The sequence below is a fragment of the Desulfitobacterium metallireducens DSM 15288 genome, from assembly GCF_000231405.2.
Lineage (GTDB): Bacteria > Bacillota > Desulfitobacteriia > Desulfitobacteriales > Desulfitobacteriaceae > Desulfitobacterium_A > Desulfitobacterium_A metallireducens.
Map to the genome: position 1 here is coordinate 2,054,975 of NZ_CP007032.1, position 16,046 is coordinate 2,071,020.

22 protein-coding genes are annotated in these 16,046 nt (G+C 39.5%); 1 reads left to right on the forward strand and 21 read right to left on the reverse strand.

Features of this window, described 5'->3' with window-relative positions; all coding sequences use genetic code 11:
* Positions 1 to 53 precede the first annotated feature (53 nt).
* The 10 genes from DESME_RS09875 to DESME_RS09920 all read right to left on the reverse strand — a co-directional run bounded on the left by DESME_RS09875 (position 54) and on the right by DESME_RS09920 (position 6,946).
* The gene (locus DESME_RS09875) at positions 54 to 437 is read right to left on the reverse strand and encodes a carboxymuconolactone decarboxylase family protein (RefSeq protein ID WP_006716087.1); all 384 of its coding nucleotides are present in this window, start codon (positions 435 to 437) and stop codon (positions 54 to 56) included.
* A 445-nt stretch (positions 438 to 882) separates the two neighbouring features.
* Positions 883 to 1,425 carry a helix-turn-helix domain-containing protein gene (locus DESME_RS09880; protein ID WP_006716086.1) on the reverse strand — a complete coding sequence of 181 codons (543 nt, stop codon included), beginning with the start codon at positions 1,423 to 1,425 and terminating at the stop codon, positions 883 to 885.
* A 323-nt stretch (positions 1,426 to 1,748) separates the two neighbouring features.
* Positions 1,749 to 2,282 carry a hypothetical protein gene (locus DESME_RS09885; protein WP_006716085.1) on the reverse strand — a complete coding sequence of 178 codons (534 nt, stop codon included), beginning with the start codon at positions 2,280 to 2,282 and terminating at the stop codon, positions 1,749 to 1,751.
* A gap of 369 nt (positions 2,283 to 2,651) precedes the next feature.
* Positions 2,652 to 3,278: a hypothetical protein gene (locus DESME_RS09890; protein ID WP_006716084.1), complete on the reverse strand. Its 627-nt coding sequence runs from the start codon at positions 3,276 to 3,278 to the stop codon at positions 2,652 to 2,654.
* 87 nt (positions 3,279 to 3,365) lie between these two features.
* Complete coding sequence (locus DESME_RS09895; RefSeq protein ID WP_006716083.1) at positions 3,366 to 3,908, reverse strand: GNAT family N-acetyltransferase; 543 nt, start codon at positions 3,906 to 3,908, stop codon at positions 3,366 to 3,368.
* Between the two features lie 204 nt (positions 3,909 to 4,112).
* Positions 4,113 to 4,529, reverse strand: a complete 417-nt coding sequence (locus tag DESME_RS09900; RefSeq protein ID WP_242837400.1) for a cysteine peptidase family C39 domain-containing protein — start codon at positions 4,527 to 4,529, stop codon at positions 4,113 to 4,115.
* Positions 4,530 to 4,572: 43 nt separating this feature from the next.
* Positions 4,573 to 4,953: a hypothetical protein gene (locus DESME_RS09905; RefSeq protein WP_006716081.1), complete on the reverse strand. Its 381-nt coding sequence runs from the start codon at positions 4,951 to 4,953 to the stop codon at positions 4,573 to 4,575.
* Between the two features lie 131 nt (positions 4,954 to 5,084).
* On the reverse strand, positions 5,085 to 5,678 hold the full coding sequence (locus tag DESME_RS09910) for a class I SAM-dependent methyltransferase (RefSeq protein WP_006716080.1): 594 nt from the start codon (positions 5,676 to 5,678) through the stop codon (positions 5,085 to 5,087).
* A gap of 193 nt (positions 5,679 to 5,871) precedes the next feature.
* Positions 5,872 to 6,306, reverse strand: coding sequence for a GNAT family N-acetyltransferase (locus DESME_RS09915; RefSeq protein WP_006716079.1), 435 nt, complete (start codon positions 6,304 to 6,306; stop codon positions 5,872 to 5,874).
* A 22-nt stretch (positions 6,307 to 6,328) separates the two neighbouring features.
* Positions 6,329 to 6,946 carry a class I SAM-dependent methyltransferase gene (locus DESME_RS09920; protein ID WP_006716078.1) on the reverse strand — a complete coding sequence of 206 codons (618 nt, stop codon included), beginning with the start codon at positions 6,944 to 6,946 and terminating at the stop codon, positions 6,329 to 6,331.
* 180 nt (positions 6,947 to 7,126) lie between these two features.
* Between DESME_RS09920 and DESME_RS09925 the strand changes: the two genes are divergently transcribed.
* Complete coding sequence (locus DESME_RS09925) at positions 7,127 to 7,345, forward strand: DUF6143 family protein (RefSeq protein WP_282432830.1); 219 nt, start codon at positions 7,127 to 7,129, stop codon at positions 7,343 to 7,345.
* 235 nt (positions 7,346 to 7,580) lie between these two features.
* On the opposite strand, the gene DESME_RS09930 is transcribed toward DESME_RS09925, so the two are convergent.
* From DESME_RS09930 to accC, 11 genes are all read right to left on the reverse strand, one after another.
* Positions 7,581 to 8,063 (reverse strand): GNAT family N-acetyltransferase, encoded by a 483-nt coding sequence (locus DESME_RS09930; RefSeq protein ID WP_006716076.1) that lies wholly within the window; start codon positions 8,061 to 8,063, stop codon positions 7,581 to 7,583.
* A 51-nt stretch (positions 8,064 to 8,114) separates the two neighbouring features.
* Positions 8,115 to 8,594 (reverse strand): GNAT family N-acetyltransferase, encoded by a 480-nt coding sequence (locus DESME_RS09935; protein ID WP_006716075.1) that lies wholly within the window; start codon positions 8,592 to 8,594, stop codon positions 8,115 to 8,117.
* 112 nt (positions 8,595 to 8,706) lie between these two features.
* On the reverse strand, positions 8,707 to 9,243 hold the full coding sequence (locus DESME_RS09940) for a GNAT family N-acetyltransferase (protein ID WP_006716074.1): 537 nt from the start codon (positions 9,241 to 9,243) through the stop codon (positions 8,707 to 8,709).
* 259 nt (positions 9,244 to 9,502) lie between these two features.
* Positions 9,503 to 10,891: an NADPH-dependent glutamate synthase gene (gene gltA, locus DESME_RS09945; protein WP_006716073.1), complete on the reverse strand. Its 1,389-nt coding sequence runs from the start codon at positions 10,889 to 10,891 to the stop codon at positions 9,503 to 9,505.
* Entirely contained in the window at positions 10,891 to 11,742 is an 852-nt protein-coding gene (locus DESME_RS09950; protein ID WP_006716072.1) for a sulfide/dihydroorotate dehydrogenase-like FAD/NAD-binding protein, read from the reverse strand. The genes gltA and DESME_RS09950 overlap by 1 nt, the downstream gene beginning before the upstream one ends.
* 245 nt (positions 11,743 to 11,987) lie before the next feature.
* Entirely contained in the window at positions 11,988 to 12,944 is a 957-nt protein-coding gene (locus DESME_RS09955) for a tRNA (adenosine(37)-N6)-threonylcarbamoyltransferase complex transferase subunit TsaD (protein ID WP_006716071.1), read from the reverse strand.
* Positions 12,944 to 13,369, reverse strand: a complete 426-nt coding sequence (gene nusB / locus DESME_RS09960) for a transcription antitermination factor NusB (protein WP_006716070.1) — start codon at positions 13,367 to 13,369, stop codon at positions 12,944 to 12,946. Before nusB ends, DESME_RS09955 begins: the two co-directional genes overlap by 1 nt.
* An 11-nt stretch (positions 13,370 to 13,380) precedes the next feature.
* Positions 13,381 to 13,623 carry a DUF2273 domain-containing protein gene (locus tag DESME_RS09965; RefSeq protein WP_006716069.1) on the reverse strand — a complete coding sequence of 81 codons (243 nt, stop codon included), beginning with the start codon at positions 13,621 to 13,623 and terminating at the stop codon, positions 13,381 to 13,383.
* The gene (locus DESME_RS09970) at positions 13,620 to 14,147 is read right to left on the reverse strand and encodes an alkaline shock response membrane anchor protein AmaP (protein WP_242837453.1); all 528 of its coding nucleotides are present in this window, start codon (positions 14,145 to 14,147) and stop codon (positions 13,620 to 13,622) included. The genes DESME_RS09965 and DESME_RS09970 overlap by 4 nt, the downstream gene beginning before the upstream one ends.
* Before the next feature lie 51 nt (positions 14,148 to 14,198).
* Positions 14,199 to 14,603: an Asp23/Gls24 family envelope stress response protein gene (locus tag DESME_RS09975; protein WP_006716067.1), complete on the reverse strand. Its 405-nt coding sequence runs from the start codon at positions 14,601 to 14,603 to the stop codon at positions 14,199 to 14,201.
* A gap of 89 nt (positions 14,604 to 14,692) precedes the next feature.
* On the reverse strand, positions 14,693 to 16,039 hold the full coding sequence (gene accC / locus DESME_RS09980) for an acetyl-CoA carboxylase biotin carboxylase subunit (protein WP_006716066.1): 1,347 nt from the start codon (positions 16,037 to 16,039) through the stop codon (positions 14,693 to 14,695).
* Positions 16,040 to 16,046: the final 7 nt, after the last annotated feature.

A 16,046-nucleotide genomic window follows, 5' to 3' on the forward strand; every position in this document is an offset into this window, starting at 1 on the left:
TCTTCCTCCACATCATTAGACTTCCATAGCATCATATCATATATGCCCAGACATTACCGAAGCATCCCCTCGCTTATCTCATTATATCTTTCCTCAGCAGCCTTAATCGCATTGATACCTGTTTTGCATAGGACATTGATTCCTTTAACCATTGTCACAATATTAAACGCCTCGACCAATTCTTTCACGGTTAGTCCTGCTTCGATCGACGCTACAGCATGTGCCTTTGCACCACTGGCCTCATCATCTAACGCATCTAATATAGTGAAAATCAATTCTACTATCTTTCTAGGTAGTTCACCATCCTGAACTGATTTGCGCATTGTAAAGTAACCTTCCAAGGCATCTGGCGAATATCGCGATAAAACATCTGCAAAAGGAGGATCCCATTTAAGCTCCTCCCTGTAGTATTTAAGAATGTCTTGATTCTTTTCCATTTACTATCGCCTCTAAATTCTAACTTTCCGCATAACTCCAAACCCAATCTCTTAACGGCCCAGGCTTCAGCTGATCTTGCAAAGTACAGACAAGTTCGTCTATATAAATATTTTCAATTATCTTTAGTCTTGGAGGATATCGCATTGATAATAGCAATATAGAATAATAAAAACAAAAAATAGCATGCTCTGAAAAATGCGACACATAAAGTTCTATCTGCTTTCCGACTTATCATTACTCTTAAGCATTTCTTTAATCTCTTTTACATCTGAAGCAATCCTAAATACTTTATAGTAAACTATAAACAAGATAATTAGTATAAAGTAAATTTCCGTGAGGATTCCCCCTTTCAGATACTTTCAAATACATCATAATATCCTACGAATCTGTCATAACATTATATAAGCACCTAAAGACTTATGCTCATATGGAACTTACCCATCCTTATTGTTTCCTTACCATATTTTTAAATCTTATAAGAAGCAAAGCTAGACCAAAAATCAGGAAAACTGACAGTATCCAAAAAATTGCCATCAATCTATACTCTGAAATGAAAGCCCAAAAATTATATCCTAAAACATCCCCTCCACCGTAGTAAGTTTTTGTTCCGTCTGGCATAACTTGAGATTTTGTAACATGAACTTTTATCATCGTGGAAAGTATCCATAGAAGAAGAATACCAACCGCCCCAATACTACCGATTATGATAGCTGTTATCTGTAGTACTTTCTTATGATAAATATTATTCTCTTTTACGGCAGGTATATCATTATCGCTTTGAAATTTATCATTAAGCAAGTAATCAATAGACACTCCGAATACCTTGCTTAACTGAATGATATTATCTGTGTCTGGCAATGATTCACCAAGCTCCCACTTCGAAATGGCTTGTCTTGATACGGTAATTTGTGCCGCTAGTTGTTCCTGAGACATATTTTTTGATTTTCTTAGCATGTGTAGCTTTTCGGCAAAAGTCAGAAAGACCACCTCCTGTTTTGTTACTATTAGTTTAGTATTTTGTTTGGTTGCATTCTACCAACCAGACTTTGAACCTTCGCAACTAACAGTTGCAATCTTTTTTAATCTACTTATTGCCATGGATTATATAATTGTCCTCACTTCACATTTTCCTACTAACGCGACAGAATATTTCAGATTCATTTTCAGCGCCATGGACGGTGTGGCCTTTGCACGATATGTCGTATAACGTTCCGCAGGTTCCCGCTGCGCCTTAACCACATTCATCTTTTCTAAGTGGCGGGAACGTGCTGTTTATACGGAGATTCCGTCTGGAATACCCAGATGAAACGTTACTCATCAATCTTCAGGCTACTCATTTTCCATTCACCATTAACCTGAGAATAGGTAACATTTAATGTATAAGTCCTATCATCATATTTATTACCCGATAAATAACCTGCGTCATAAATTTCATATATCGAAGTATAATTATCTTTATCATCCTTCATGAATGTTCTTTGCCTTAATCTCATTGACTTATCCGGAATAATAAATTCAAAACGCCCAACGCCCGCCTTTGTAATTACTTTCTTGTTCTCAATACGAATATTCGAATCCATGTTCTTTTGAGCAACTTCATAATCCCCTTTTATAAGGGCACTTAAGGTCTTATGTAAATGGTCATCCAAAATATTTCTTAGTTCGTAGAGTTCCTCGAGTTGGTTAACCTTGTTATTTGTAGATTCGACTTGTTGTTGTAGTGATTCCATTTCAGTTTTCAGTTGAGTATTCTCCTTAATTAATTCAAAATTTTGATTACTACATCCGGCCAGAGTGATGATGCATATTAAAAATAACCCAAGCATCCTAACTTTTTTACCCATCTTATCACCCTCCCGCATAAAATTTAACCCAGAACCTTCACACTATAATTACTAGGAAGTTTCATATAACTCATCCATATGCCGCCACTTTGGCGGTATCCATGATAATGGAAAACTTACCATTACTTTCTGTATAAGTGAGTTACAGGCTGGACTGTCCGAACGCTGTGAACGATTGCTAAAATCCGATCTTTGAGCGGATAAGCCCGTGCATAACTCTGCGACGGCTACCTTTTGTGAATCTATAATTGTGCCTTGGACTTTAGATTAGAAAATTTGACACTATTCATAAGAACAAACCGCCCCACTTATTTATAGTCACAAAGCTAGTCTCCTTGTCCACGCATGGACGCGCGGAAATTCCACCGATTAAACTTTCCCAAAATCCATTCGTATTAACTCTTTCCCATTTGGCAGTAGGTAAGAATTTTTTTTGATGCACACGAAACCAATCTTTAAAAATTTATTAAATAGATTTTCCGAATCAATATCATGGTGTATAGATATTAGGAGTTCTAAGGATGACGTCAATTTTGAATTACTCACAAAATCATTATTGTTATTCTTCTGGATAACACAGGAGATTACATTAACGTTATCCTTATTGTTGCTTATTAGCTCTATAAATTTGTTCACTCCAATATATTCAATTATCAAATTGCAGATCATTATATTTGAATACGGCAGCAGGACATCGCTATTATTAAGATCACAACAGACCAATTCTAAAATACCGGTCAAATGAGGATACCTTTCCTTACACATATCAAGATATTGGCTATTAATGTCTAGTCCAAAAACCTTTTCTGTGCTAGAAATATCAATATGTTCAAGTCCATTTCCACCGGCAACACCTAGAATTAAAACATTTGTATGGACATAGTTCTCGATCTGTTCTTCTGTAATGCTTTTTAAAGTTTGTAATTGATACAAACCATCAGATGACATATGTGTCTCATATGTACTTAAGTCGATTTTCTCCCATGGATTATTCATAACTACTCCCTTTAAACTAAGGCAAATATAATTTCCTATATAGCCTTGCTCCGCCCCAGGTACGGAGCAAAATAGAAATATTGTGACTTAAATGTCTAAATAATATACTTTGTTCTCAAATTTTCTTAATCCATCAAAACTTTGATAAGTGCCATCTTTTATATAAACGAAGCCTACATGACGCATTACTGCCCCCGAAGCTGGATTTTCCTTTGCATGAGAGCAAATAAAGTGCTTAATCCCAACTTCATTTACTAAGAAATCCATTACACATTTTAAGGCTTCCGTAGCATATCCATGACCCCAGTACTTTTTGCCAATTGCATATCCTATTTCATATCTATTGGGTTCTTCAGCATTTATAAATGCTCCTATTGAGCCAATTGGTTCCTTAGTTTCTTTTAAAACTATTCCCCACTCATAACGCGACTTATCTTTAGAAATTTCTTCACATTCTTTCATCCATTGCTCAGTTACCCCAATATCAGTATGTACATTCCATCGCATAAATTTAGCTACTTCCTTATCACTAGTCCAGTTCTTAAAGACGTTCGGTGCATCTTCAAGTTTTAGCCCTCGTAATATTAACCTTTCTGTCTCCAACAAAACAGTTCCTTTATGAATTAACATTGTTTTCTCCTTTCAGAACGTTTTCTCCACTGTTATGTATACATGATTGAAAATTGGCAAGCCATTATTCCACCATTTTGAGAAGTAGTCCTCGGTCATTGTTCTATTCCCTGGGAGTTCAGCATTTTCATCCTTTTCCCTACCAGAGTCGACGAAATACAACTCTGATTTTTCGTTATCATACCCTACAAGCGTCATGTAGTGTTACCAGAATAGTCCATTACCAACTAAAACAATAACTGGATCATTTCCTTGCACAAGTTTTGACTTTAATGAATTTATATCCCCTTTGTAAATAGCTGGTCTGAATCCTTGAGATTGTATATAGGTTACTACTCCCTTTGGCAAAACATATCCCGATAACGGTATCTTATATGGAATTCTATCGTAAACCTCTGAACCTTTTGCTTTCTCGCCAAAGTTTCGTAGTACGAAAGCAGTAGAAAACGCCGCACACTGGTTTTTTCCCTGGAGCTCAAATCCAGTATTGATGGGCACATCGAATCTAGTTGGAAGGTTGATTGCTTTAAATTCGCTTGTCGGAAACGGTGATAAAATGTGAATTGACCCGAGAAGAAGAAAGCAGAATAAAAGAGCTAACAGTATCCACTTTCTTTTCAACTTTCTCTTATTAAACCCCATATCAACCTCCGCAATTGTGATTTTAAATACGTCCTATATCATTTATGTTAACGCTTGTCTCTTCCCAGACATCCTGATTGTTATCATCGTTAAAAGGTCGCAATGCCCATACACTTTTTCCGCTAGCAAGAACTGAAAATTCCAGATTAGAGGCCTTCTGGTCTCCGTTTTGAAACTTTCCTTTTACAAAAACTATATACATCATCTCCTTAGTCACTTCCGTTTCTGTTCGTTTAACTGTAATTATCTGAGGCTTCGATTCACCATAAATTCGCGAAACTTTACTTATCGATTCTGTAGCCTCTTGTGAAATACCGCTTACAGGTCTATTCAATTCGCTCCCACATCCTGTGAGAATAATGGATAGTATGATGATCATAACAATCGAAATTCTTTTGATCATCATAGCTCCCCATTCCTAAACACCAAAATCATGATACTAAAAAATAGCCTATTAGCCATTCCAACCCCTTGCATCCTTATAAAGTACCAAGAATCTTTTTTTAGCTGATGTCGGACGGCCCGTGACTAAATCTACTTTTCACAACTAAAAAAGAAATACTCCCTGTTTTCGATTGCAACATTTTTAAACCCACATTCTTTGCTGAGTTGATATAAAGTTTCATCAGTTGGAATGGGTTCTTTCTCTGGGATATAGCCAATTCTTCTATGATGTTCCTTAAGCCCTTCCCTTGTTCTGCTATGAGAAATAGTAAACTTCCCCCCAGCCTTTAAGTTTTTAAAGGCATTTAGAAAAACTCTACGTAGGTTGTCAAAGTGCGGAATGCTATTAAAAATAATTACATAGTCAAACTTTTTTTCAAGCAAAATATCCGCCTCAAAGTCAAGACATCGTACGTCAGTGTCAGGATACAAATCTATGAACTCTTCCACCATCTTATCCGAAATGTCTATAGCAACATATTTGCAAAGCCCACGGTCCTTTAATAAGGCAAATAATATTCCGGTCCCTGCGGCAACATCCAAAACCGAATCTCCTTTACATATCTCTAATCTGTTGATCATTCTTTCGGCGATTTGATAGTTATGTGGATTAACCTTATTACTCCAGTTTTTTGCCCTCTCGTTAAAAAAAATCACTAATTCGGTTTTATTCTGAGAACCCAAAATATCTCCACCTCACTCTCAAAACTTAGAATTATACCCAGCTTCGATTACCCTCGTCCGGTTCAGGTAACGTCCCGAGTATTGCCAAAACGTCTCAACCCCTTGCATCCTTACAAAATGTCGGGAATCTTTTATTATACGATGCCTCGGCAAAGATCTATCTCGAAAAAGCGTATTATCCTATTCGATGAGGTTAAAGGTACTTCTTAAATCCTCGAACTAAATCCACATTGTAACCAATTGCTTCATAAAATTTATGTGCTCCCTTTCTATGTCCTGCGGACACAAGCATTGTATAATAACAATTTCTTGTCCGTCCTATTTTCTCAATTTCTTCCATTAGGCTTTCTCCAATTCCTCTGCCACGCCAAGTATTTTTCACTATTACATTTTCAATTACCATAAATGGCTGGCATTTTAGCACTAAATCAAGACAAATAATTCCCATTATCGATCCAACTACTTCTTTGTCTTCTTTCGCTGTCAAGATTACGTAATTAGGATTAGACTCCATCAAATTAAAATTCTCTTTCATTTTTATAGGATCAGATTCTTCCCCACTTAGTTCTTTATAAAGTTGAGATAAAGATTCTAAGTCCTCAACTGTTGCATTTTGTAATGTTAGCAATGAATCTGCCCCTTTCTTGAGCTTAAACGATTTCCAAGACCCCTGCGCACGATGAAATCTGGGTATAAGTAGCGTTTAGCATTTTCTTTCTCATTTTTTCCATTATCTCATCAGCCACAATATAGATCTCATCCTCATCCCAGCCTTTGGTATTGTCTTTACATTGTTTCATATCGTCCTTTGTTTGAAACGCTATGTCTGCAATAATAATATTTCCATTCTCTTCTAAGCTGTCTTTTAGTTGCGCAATAAAATCAATCTTCTTATTATCATCAAGATGATGAATTGCGTATGACGATATTATATAGTTGAATTTCATCTTCTTTAATTCAATGGGGAGACCATTTGTAAAGTCATGACACAAAAATTGTCCATTTGGCATATTTCGTCTAGCCAATTCCAACATTTTAGGTGAAAAATCAATTCCATAGACTCCTACACCTTTGTTGTACAACTCTTTTGTCAGTAAGCCTGTTCCTACACCAATATCTAAAATCCTAGTCCCTTTGGACAAATCAACACAACGACTTACGAAAGAAAGCACTTCGTAATACCCCTCGAAAGGATAACCTTCACTTAATTTTGAAATTGACTCATCATATTCCCCAGCCCAATTATCAAACCCTTTACTATTTAACATCAGAATTCTCCTTAACCTAAATTAACATTAGCCCATTAGAATGACATACTCAAACCCTTAGCCACTATATTCCTGTATATTCGGGAACAATAGTAAGCCTTTGTCTTTCGCCTCTATCCGCTAATTCATATCCGAAGAAAATTTGATCAATTTAGCACCCACGTGAGCCCAGCCTAATAGATTCCGCCTCCAGTACCAAAGGTACAGGTGCAGTTTAACCAGAATGTCACTGGAGTTCCGCTTGGTGGTGTTAATGTCTTTGACCGAATAGTTCCTCCCGGTGCAACCCTTGTCAGTGAAGAAGATGGAAAGTTTATCTTTCCTTCTGGAGGTAATTGGGTTCTCTTTTTGACCTCTCCGGGGTCGATAGAAGTTTCTTTTTCAGCAATAGTAGCATAAGGCTGGTGGGAGGAAAAAACGAAGCACATCAAGTAATCCTCAATTAGGTATAAATATCATGTATTACCAGGCATAAAAAAGCCTCCTAGACGAAAGGGGGTCTTTCTTCCTGAGTTCCCCTAAGCAGAATAAATCACATAAGTATTCTCCGAAATCGGACGTTTCACCTAACGTCTCGCATTTTTCTGCAACGTCCTAACCATATTCATTTTGACAAAGTTATAGAAAAACGCTGTTAAAGAAACCTTTGTACTGGCCCAATCCAGTCTTCCTTCTGAATTTCCTCAAAGTCCCCTTGAGTGAAAGCATGTATAACTTTCCGCCAAAATGCTTGCGCAGGTCTATTTTCTTCTACCTCAGCAACTTCCCATACCCCTGAGAACATATTAAATATCCGAAATGCTACCTCTCTTCCAACCCCTTGCTTTCGATATTTCTTCATTACGAAAAATTCCGCTATCGAATATATATAATCATTAAGATCACTAACATAATAGCGACGTACTAATACAAATCCCGCAATATTCCCATCGATATAAATAAAGAAGGGATGCCTACCTTCTTCAGTCCAATATTGATCCAAATATTTATAACCATACAAACCATGACAATCAACGTCGTCAGGAATAAATTCAGTAAAGTCATATATATAAAGTTCTAATAGATTTCTTAATACTGATTTCTGCTCAATGGAAACAGCTTCTAACGCAATATTCACTGTTTTTTCCTCCAACATCATTTCTTCTATGATTTACCCTCATGCATATTCTCATATAGGCAACTTAAATAAAGAAACATTTCTCCCTTTGATATTCGACGGCACTTCCTCGATATATTGAGCATTTATACTTTCATAGAAACCTTTTGCATTTGGATCTGATAAAATATGTAAAAAGCCAATATTCCTTTCTCTACACAATCCCCTAGCAAAGAATATAAGTTCTGAACCTATTCTTCTCCCAATAAAAGATGGGTGTACAAAAATATGATCTAACCAAAAACCCTTTCTTATCAATAACTCTCCAGCCTGAAAGTCATTTTTCACTTCAACTATTGAAATAAAACCGATTGCCTTATCGTCAACATCGGCGACATAAACTTCATTCTCATTTATGTATTCTTCAGTGATCGTTAATTCGTCCTTCCAGATGTCGAAATACTCTTCGGGATATTTCCAATACCGTTTTGCTGCAAAAGAAATTGATGTTAGTATATTACTTTCTTTACCCTCGGCACGCCTAATCAACATATTCACTTTCCCACCCCAAACTCTTCCTCTGGCATAAAACGATTCTTAAAATTATACCTAGTAGCGCTATTTTACGTAACGTTCTGTGCATTTGCGACGCGTTTAACGTGACTTAGTCAATCTCTATTCCCATATGAATGGAATCATAAAATTTTCCGTTAATAAAGAATTCACGGGAGATAGTTCCTTCGAATACAAAATTTAAGCTTTTATACAATTTCACGGCACGATTATTGTCACTTCGAACCTTTAAATTTATTTTACGTATTATACGGGTTTCCTTCGCCCAATTGATCAAATATTTTATGAATTCCGTTCCAATTTCAAGTCCCCAGTATTCTTTTAATACTGTAATGCTAAACTCTCCTGTATGCATAATGCGTGGTCGATGACCCCCGGCAAATACCAATTGTCCAACTAGTTTTTCTTCAATATAAGCACAAATCATAAGCTGGTTCTCTGATTTAGAAACCGCTTCTATAAATTCAGCTTCCTTGTCTGCGGTAATTCCAAACTCGCCCTCGCCAAACGTTAGATTTTCTGTCTCTTTACACACTTTATTAATGTAATCTATTATACGGGAGGCATCTTCTATTTTAGCCTTGCGTATCATAAGAGTTTGTCCATTTCTCAGTTGAAAATATTTCATCTTTACCTCACCCTTCTCAAAATGGAGTAGTAAGTGCTATAAAACATTTAAATAGCATAAAAATCATTAAATTAAATACTCTGATATGGACATGTCATCTAAGGTATAATAATCATTAGAATATTTCGATACTTATTGTTAAGTTACCTTCAAATTACTCAAATTTTTTACATATTATTACAAGGAAAAAACGACACCAGCTGGTGTCGTTTTTTCCTTGTTTCTTTATCGTGTTTTAAAATCGGTTATAAACCATAATTTATTTCTGCTTCAAATAATTATCCATTGCTGCAGCTGCTTTCTTTCCTGCGCCCATAGCGAGGATTACGGTGGCTGCACCAGTTACGATATCACCGCCGGCAAAAACGCCAGGAATCGAGGTTTCCATCGTCTCTTCATTGGCAACAATGTTACCGCGTTTGTTCAACTCTAATCCTTCAGTGGATTTCGTGACGAGCGGGTTAGGGCCTTGTCCAATTGCTACAACGACAGTGTCAACAGGAAGTTCAAATTCTGAACCTTTAATTGGAATTGGCGAACGACGACCGGAAGCATCAGGCTCACCAAGTTCAAAACGCAAACAGGTTAAGGCACGAACACTGCCCTTCTCATCGCCTTCAATCGATACTGGGTTCGTAAGAAGTTGGAATTTGACGCCTTCTTCTTCAGCATGCTCCAGCTCTTCATGACGAGCCGGCATTTCTGCACGCGAACGACGATAAACAATGTAGACCTCTTCGGCTCCTAAGCGCAAAGCGGTGCGGGCAGAATCCATCGCAACATTACCCGCGCCAAGAACAGCGACTCGTTTTCCTACTTTAACTGGAGTTGAGTATTCAGGGAACTTATATCCTTTCATCAAGTTCGTCCGAGTCAAGAACTCATTAGCTGAATAAACACCATTTAAGTTCTCTCCAGGAATGTTCATGAAATACGGCAATCCTGCGCCTGTTCCAATAAATACTGAATCATAGCCATTAGCCATCAATTCATGGACCGAAGTAACCTTCCCTACGACTTGGTTCGTCAGAATCTCAACGCCCATTTCTTTAAGATTACTAATCTCAGTTTGGACAACTTCTTTAGGAAGACGGAATTGAGGAATACCATACATTAAAACTCCGCCGGCAACATGTAACGCTTCAAAAACAGTGACCTTATGTCCTGCTTTAGCCAAATCTCCTGCACAAGCTAAGCCCGAGGGACCTGCTCCGATAATTGCCACGCGCTTACCTGTTGATTCTGGTTTTTCAAACTTCGGCGTTCCATTTTGTAATTCATAATCAGCCACAAAACGTTCAAGACGTCCAATCGCTACTGATTCACCTTTGATCCCTAAGATACACTTCGATTCACATTGATTTTCTTGAGGGCAAACTCGGCCACAAACAGCCGGCAGGGAATTTTTAACTTTTAAAACTTGAGCTGCTCCCAAAAAATCAGATTCAGAAACCTTATGGATGAAATCGGGTATTAAAACATTAACAGGACAACCTTCACGGCATTTAGGATTTTTACATTGCAGGCAACGCCCGGCTTCTTCTACTGCCGTTTCTGGAGTGTACCCTAAAGCAACTTCTTCAAAGTTATGGGCACGCACATGCGGATCTTGACAAGGCATATCATGACGTGGAACTTTCAAAGCCATTATTGTGCCCCTCCTTTCCCGCAATCACAGTTTTTACCAATCTTTGCACGTTCTTCTTCATCTCTATAGAAAGCAAGACGTTTCATCGCCAGATCAAAATCGACTAAATGGCCATCAAATTCCGGTCCATCGACACACGCAAATTTCGTTTCACCCCCGACGCTTATGCGGCAAGCACCACACATCCCTGTTCCGTCAACCATAATGGGGTTCATGCTGACAATCGTCTTAAGTCCTAACGGGCGAGTAAAATTAGCAACAGACTTCATCATGACAACCGGTCCAATTGCCCAAACGGCATCGACTTTAATTCCCTTTTGCAAAATAGAGTCTAAACCGTTCGTAACAAAACCTTTAACGCCCTTGCTGCCATCATCTGTTGTTACGACAACTTCATCACTGATTGCACTCATTTCCTCTTCAAGAATGAGTATATCAGCATTCTTTGCCCCGATCACGGAGATGACTTTATTTCCAGCTTCTTTTAAAGCGCGAGCAATCGGATAAACTGGAGCAACACCAAGTCCTCCACCAATACATACGACAGTCCCATAATTCTCAATTTCAGAAGGCACACCAAGCGGGCCTACAAAATCTTGAAAATAGCTTCCTTCTTGCATTTCATTGATCATTGCCGAAGAATAGCCGACATCTTGAATAACTATGGTAATCGTACCCTTCTCCCGATTAAAATCCGTGACTGTTAGTGGGATTCGTTCCGATTTTTCATCCATACGGACGATGACGAATTGACCTGGTTCGACTTTCTTAGCCACTGCTGGCGCCTCTACTTCCAAAAGAATAATGGAAGGTGCTGCAGCAAGCTGTCTTCTTTTCATTACCCGGTACACGAACACTCCTCCTTAAGAGTTAATCTAGAAAGATCTACTATCAACGCTCATATTATTCGAGATGAGAAAGCATATTTCCTGCTCTTTTCAAAAAAATAAAACAAGATTTTACATAGTGAAACAAAATGAGATTTAACCCCTATCCAAACATCATGGAGAAAGGACTTGGTAGAAAAAGAACCTCGCCAAAGATTAATTTTCATCTTAATCTTGCAAGGTTTCCTTTACATCTTAGTTCTCATTATCTAAATTCGAGGTTTACTATTCATTCCTTGAGATGTCAACAACGCAACGCCAATAGCTTGGTCACGACTCCATTCGGGTTCTGCCCAATAAAGTTGGGTTTTGCGTACTAGACGTCGAGCCAACTCTGCACGAATAAATTGATTTGATGCGACTCCACCGACGATTAAACAATGTTTAATTCCCGTCTTTTCGATACCCGCTAGAATTAGCTTACCCATTGTTCTGGCGACACATCCCTCAACGGCCCGTGCCACTTGAGCAGACGGCGTATGCTGATCAATTAAACGCTGAGCTGCTGATTCAACTCCCGAAAAGCTGACTTCAAAGCCTCTCACTGCAGAGGGAAGAAGTGAAGCTGCTTCAGAATCTGCTCCCTGAGCTAAGTGTTCTAATTCCTTTCCTGCAGGAAAAGACAGTCCAAGGCGTACACCAATTCGATCCACGAATTGGCCAGCATGTAAATCGGTTGTTCCACCGAGAAGTTCGATTTCGATTTTTCCTGGGTCCTTCTTTTCGACCCGCAATAACTCGGTTGTTCCTCCGGAAAGATGAACTGCTAAAAATTGAGTTTCAGTTAATCGTCCGGAGACGATGCCTGCAGCCAAATGTCCTTCTTGGTGACTTGTAAGATAAAGGGGAAGGCGTAATCCCGTCGCTAAGGAGGAGGCAACACAATAACCCGCAGTGAAAACCGGCATGTACGAACCCTCCACTGGACGAGGAGCCATACTTACCCCCACACCGGCTAAATCTGACCATAAATCGGTAGGAATTTTCTCCACCAAGTGGGGTAGATTTTGGACATGTTGAAAAAAAGCCTCCGACTGGGCTAGTCCACGCTCTCCAGTAGGGACATTGAGAACTTTGCGATCTTCCCAATGCAATAGAGCCTTTTCATCAACAACCGCTAAAGATGTGGTATAGGCACTCGTATCGACTCCAAGATAATAAGGCATTAGTCTTTCTCTTCCATTTTCTGAACACTAGCTACGACTTTATCCAGTATTCCATTGATAAACTTACCTGATTCTGCACTTCCATAAAGCTTGGCAATTTCAATCGCTTCATTGAGCGTAACCCTTCCCGGAATTTCAGGGTGATAAAGAATTTCGTATGAGGCCAAACGCAAAAGATTCCGATCGACATTCGCCATCCGTTTCAAGCCCCATCCTTCAGACAATCCACTCAGTTTTTCGTCAATTTGAGATTGATGCTCTAACGTCCCTGTTACGAGTTCTTGCGCAAAGGGAATACTCTGCTCCGGAACGGCAAATTCTTCAGCCCAATGACGAATCACTGTCTCAATATCGGACTTATCCCCATTTACATCCAGTTGAAATAAAACTTGAAGCGCAGTCTCGCGCGCTAATCTCCGACTCATGTAATGTCCTCCTAATTAAAAAAACGATCTAACCAATCAAAAAGCTTTTTATTATCATCCTGCCTTTTTCCGAGCAAAAAACCGATAATGACAAAGAGAAAAAGAACAAAGGTCTTCCAGAATCCGAGTAGAACCACGAATAGCCCTAGCAGAAAGCCTAAAATAGAGCCTATCAGTTTTCCAGGGTGTTCGTCAAGGAGCTTTAGGAAAAAAACGGTTAATTTATGAACGATTTCACTCCATAAGCTACTCATCTCACGCGTAACTGGCGCGCAGGTTCTAAGCTGCGCACTAGCACTTTCACCTCAACAACTTTAATTCCTGTGTAAAGCTCCAGATCTTCCCTGATTTTAACCTGAAGCTGTTCAGTGGTTTCTGGAATAATGAATTCCGGGTTGAGTTGAGCATAAACTAAGACTTCCAAACCGTCTTCTCTCTGCCTCAGACTAGGTTGAACTCGTAGTATACCCGGTAAAGATTGAGCACTCCGGACGATAATATCTTTCATCGCAGGTTCCGACATTCGAACTTCCCCAAGACGTGAAGGAATAAGGAACGTCGACTCAGTGCGTTGCGAACGGGGTCTCAAAAAGGGTAAAATGCCTAAAGCCAAAAGACAGGCTGCAATAATGACATCTTTCCACGGATTAGCTTTCATCCAGAATAAACCCCCCCTTAATATTTCATAGGGAAGATTCCAACCGCTCATAATGGCTAAAATCCATCCAGCCACAATCATGAAAAAAGCACCTACGAAGTAGGCTATCACAATTTTCACCTCTTTCAAACTTTTAAACCCCCCTGGAATCCAGGGGGGAAGCCTTTTGCTCTATTTTACGCGATTTTCATCTTCCTTAGTTTTGGGTTCAACAGGTGCGCGAAATTGAACACCTTGCACATGGACGTTTGTCTCCATCACTTTCAACCCGGTCATACTCTCGATTCCTTCTTTAACAGCTTCTTGCACGCGAAGTGCAACGCTTGGGATGGAAACACCGTACTCAACCGTGATGAAGAGATCTACAGCGGCTTCATGTTCACCGACTTCTACCTTGACCCCTTTAGCCATATTTTTACCCCGGCTCAGCATAGAGGCGATATCGCCAACTAAGCCACTGCTCATGCCAGCCACTCCTTCGACTTCGGAAGCAGCGAGTCCTGCGATGATTTCCACCACTTCATCTGAAATCCGAATTGCACCTAAGGAATTTTGCACGGATAATTTTTCTTCCATATCTTCACCTCATAACCTTACTTATCCTCATATGTTCTTTCATTATAACAAAAGTCGGATAAACTGGCAAAGGCATCATTGAGAAGGAATTATTCTCCAAGCATTCGGCGTTGAATAAAGTTGGTATAAACTTCACCCCGACGGAAAAAGGCATTATCCAAAACTTTCAGATGGAACGGAATCGTCGTATGAATTCCTTCGATCACAAACTCCTCTAACGCGCGTTTCATTCTGTGGATCGCTTCCTCACGATCCTTACCCCATACAATCACTTTTCCAACCATAGAATCATAATAAGGAGGGATCGTATAGCCTTGATATACTGCACTGTCCACTCGAACACCCGGTCCGCCAGGAACATGATAGTATTGAATCGTTCCTGGGGAAGGCATAAAATTCTTTTCTGTGTTTTCTGCATTAATACGGCACTCAATCGCCCAACCCCGAACTTGAATATCCTCTTGTTGGAATGATAGCGGCTCCCCAGCTGCAATTCGAATTTGTTCTTTGAGTAGATCAACTCCAGTAACAAGTTCTGTAACCGGATGTTCAACCTGAATTCGGGTATTCATTTCAATGAAGTAAAATTGATTATGTTTATCGAGGAGAAATTCAATCGTACCTACACTGGAATAATTGGCCGCATTGACCGCTTTCACAGCCGCCTCTCCCATCGCTTGGCGTAATTCAGGCGTCATGGCTGAAGAAGGTGATTCCTCTAAGAGTTTTTGATGGCGACGTTGCATGGAGCAATCACGTTCTCCAAGATGAACAACGTTGCCAAATTTATCTGCAAGAATTTGAAATTCAATATGCCGTGGTTCCTCAACGTATTTTTCCAAATAAACTTCGGAATTTCCGAAAGCAGCTTGGGCCTCGGCCTGTGCCGCCTGCACGGATTTAACGAGTTCTTTCTCATTTTGAGCAACCCGCATCCCTTTTCCCCCGCCGCCAGCAGAAGCCTTAATCAGTACAGGGTAACCAATTTCATCTGCAATCTTGGCCGCGACTTCTAAATCAGTAATGATTTCCTTCGAACCGGGAACAACTGGGACTCCTGCCTCAATCATCGTCTTGCGAGCTGTTGCTTTGTCTCCCATGGTTTCAATGGCATGCGGAGTAGGTCCAATAAACGTAATCCCACTCGACTCACAAATTTCTGCAAACCGCGCATTTTCTGATAAGAAGCCATAACCTGGATGAATCGCATCAACGCCGGTTAATTCAGCCGCGCTAATAATATTCGGGATATTTAAATAGCTTTTCGCTGAGGCATTGGGTCCAATGCAAACCGCTTGATCTGCAGCCTTAACATGCAAAGCATCCCGGTCCGCTTCAGAAAAGACCGCTACTGTCTCAATATTCATTTCCCGACAGGCCCGAATAATCCGCAGGGCAATTTCACCACGATTAGCAATCAGGATTTTCTTAAACATACCTCTT

Excerpts from the sequence above, each read along its gene's own strand:
- DESME_RS09875 (WP_006716087.1), bottom strand. The coding sequence starts at position 437 with ATGGAAAAGAATCAAGACATTCTTAAATACTACAGGGAGGAGCTTAAA.
- DESME_RS09885 (WP_006716085.1), bottom strand. The coding sequence starts at position 2,282 with ATGGGTAAAAAAGTTAGGATGCTTGGGTTATTTTTAATATGCATCATC.
- DESME_RS09890 (WP_006716084.1), bottom strand. The coding sequence starts at position 3,278 with ATGAATAATCCATGGGAGAAAATCGACTTAAGTACATATGAGACACAT.
- DESME_RS09895 (WP_006716083.1), bottom strand. The coding sequence starts at position 3,908 with ATGTTAATTCATAAAGGAACTGTTTTGTTGGAGACAGAAAGGTTAATA.
- DESME_RS09905 (WP_006716081.1), bottom strand. The coding sequence starts at position 4,953 with ATGATCAAAAGAATTTCGATTGTTATGATCATCATACTATCCATTATT.
- DESME_RS09920 (WP_006716078.1), bottom strand. The coding sequence starts at position 6,946 with ATGTTAAATAGTAAAGGGTTTGATAATTGGGCTGGGGAATATGATGAG.
- DESME_RS09935 (WP_006716075.1), bottom strand. The coding sequence starts at position 8,594 with ATGTTGATTAGGCGTGCCGAGGGTAAAGAAAGTAATATACTAACATCA.
- DESME_RS09940 (WP_006716074.1), bottom strand. The coding sequence starts at position 9,243 with ATGAAATATTTTCAACTGAGAAATGGACAAACTCTTATGATACGCAAG.
- gltA (WP_006716073.1), bottom strand. The coding sequence starts at position 10,891 with ATGGCTTTGAAAGTTCCACGTCATGATATGCCTTGTCAAGATCCGCAT.
- DESME_RS09955 (WP_006716071.1), bottom strand. The coding sequence starts at position 12,944 with ATGCCTTATTATCTTGGAGTCGATACGAGTGCCTATACCACATCTTTA.
- nusB (WP_006716070.1), bottom strand. The coding sequence starts at position 13,369 with ATGAGTCGGAGATTAGCGCGCGAGACTGCGCTTCAAGTTTTATTTCAA.
- DESME_RS09965 (WP_006716069.1), bottom strand. The coding sequence starts at position 13,623 with ATGAGTAGCTTATGGAGTGAAATCGTTCATAAATTAACCGTTTTTTTC.
- DESME_RS09975 (WP_006716067.1), bottom strand. The coding sequence starts at position 14,603 with ATGGAAGAAAAATTATCCGTGCAAAATTCCTTAGGTGCAATTCGGATT.
- accC (WP_006716066.1), bottom strand. The coding sequence starts at position 16,039 with ATGTTTAAGAAAATCCTGATTGCTAATCGTGGTGAAATTGCCCTGCGG.